This is a genomic window from uncultured Campylobacter sp., assembly GCF_938030815.1.
Lineage (GTDB): Bacteria > Campylobacterota > Campylobacteria > Campylobacterales > Campylobacteraceae > Campylobacter_B.
This window is the reverse complement of sequence record NZ_CALHII010000219.1, coordinates 1-1,683: the sequence shown is the minus strand read 5'-3', so window position 1 is coordinate 1,683 and position 1,683 is coordinate 1. Positions and strand designations below refer to the sequence as shown.

Here is a 1,683-nt window from a genome sequence, read left to right as displayed (position 1 = left end):
AAATCTTCTTTATTGTATGCCAAATCTCGAGCCATCGTCATATATTTAATTACTTCGTCTATGTCTAAAGAGTGATAGAAGTAGGTTAATGCGCAAAATAAGCAAGATTCGCCTATTTTGCCTACTTCACAAGCCCTAGATAATCTTTTGGCTCTCTTTAACTTAAGCTCACACAAAGGAGTAGTAAGTTACGATGAGAGCTATGAAAAACAGGTATATAATCCATTCCCTAATTTCGGAAAAGAAATTTAGAGAAATTCTCAAGTATTTTGCAGAAGACATAGAAGCATCAAAGATATCAAATTTAACTAAAATTTCAGAAGCAACCCTATGTAAAATCTTTAGAGAAATAAGAGCTCTTATGTCTAAAGAGTGTGAAAAGATAAGCAAATTTAGCGGTGAGATAGAAATAGATGAAAGCTACTTCGGATCTAAAAGGGTAAGGGGTAAAAGAGGTAGAGGAGCAGCAAACAAAACTCCGGTATTCGGAATGCTAAAGCGTGACGGTAAAGTCTATACCCATATAGTTAAAAACTGCTCTGCTAATGAGTTGATACCGATATTATCTCAATATAGCGAGCTTGATAGCTCTACTATTTATTCTGATTGTTGGAAGGCTTATGACGGATTAGTGGATTATGAAGCCTTAGCACATTACAGAGTAAAGCATTCAAAGAATGAATTTGCTAATGGTAAAAATCATATAAATGGTATTGAGAATTTCTGGGGATACGCCAAACATAGATTATCTAAATTTAAAGGCATTAAGAAAGAGAATTTCTTACTTCATCTTAAAGAGTGTGAATTTAGATATAATACTAAAACTACACAGGAAGACCTATATCAGAAACTGTTGAGATTGATAAGAGAGAATCCGCTTAAGTTTAATTGAGCCAAATTTTAAAAGAAAACTTCGATAAATATGGCTCAGAAGCCATTTACGGACAGCTTTATCAGTGGGGCAGCCTCGGCAAAGTCGGCCACTCGCAGCGCACCGCAAAGCGCATGCTAAACGCGCTAGGAGGCTACGTGAGCGAGCTTGGCGGCTACTCTTACGGCGCGGCGACGGCGTTTTTGCCTCACGTGACGGGCTCTATCGATCCGACGCACGCTCCGACGCGTTGGGAGGGCGTGATAAAGGAGGCCAAAACGATCGTGTTTTGGGGCACGAACCCAGTCGTCTCAAACAAAATCGCCATCGGCGTACCGATGCACAACTCCTACGCCTACTACGAGATTATGAAGGATAAATTTAAAAAAGGCGAGATGAAAATTTACAGCGTGGACGTTTACCGCAACGAAACGGCGGAGTATTTCGGCGCGCAGTATCTCGCCGTGCGCCCTTGCACCGATACCGCGATGCTGATCGGGCTTTGCGAATATCTTTACGAAAACGGCCTTTACGACAAGGAATTTATAGAGCACTACACGGTCGGGTTCGATAAATTTAAGGAGTATTTCACGGGCTCGAAAGACGGCGTGAAAAAGGATCTAAAATGGGCGAGCAAAATTTGCGGCGTGAGCGAAAAGGAGCTAAAAGAGCTAGCCGATACTCTAGCTAAAAAAGACACGCTCATAGTTACAGGCTACTCTATCCAGCGCCAGCACCACGGCGAGATGGCGTACTGGGCGCTGATCACGCTAGCGGCGATGCTAGGCGATATCGGCAAGACCGGGCGCGGC

The 1,683-nt window shown here is 42.7% G+C and carries 2 protein-coding genes; both read left to right on the top strand.

The features are described 5' to 3' along the window. Positions 1–193: 193 nt before the first annotated feature. Positions 194–892 (top strand): IS1595 family transposase, encoded by a 699-nt coding sequence (locus tag Q0277_RS08615; RefSeq protein WP_297997282.1) that lies wholly within the window; start codon positions 194–196, stop codon positions 890–892. Beyond that, positions 889–1,683: molybdopterin-dependent oxidoreductase (locus Q0277_RS08610; RefSeq protein WP_297997281.1), on the top strand; the 795-nt coding region annotated here is incomplete at its 3' end. The genes Q0277_RS08615 and Q0277_RS08610, both read left to right, overlap by 4 nt.

Bases quoted from the DNA above. Each gene is read 5' to 3' on its own strand.
- Q0277_RS08615 (WP_297997282.1), top strand. From the start codon at position 194: ATGAGAGCTATGAAAAACAGGTATATAATCCATTCCCTAATTTCGGAA.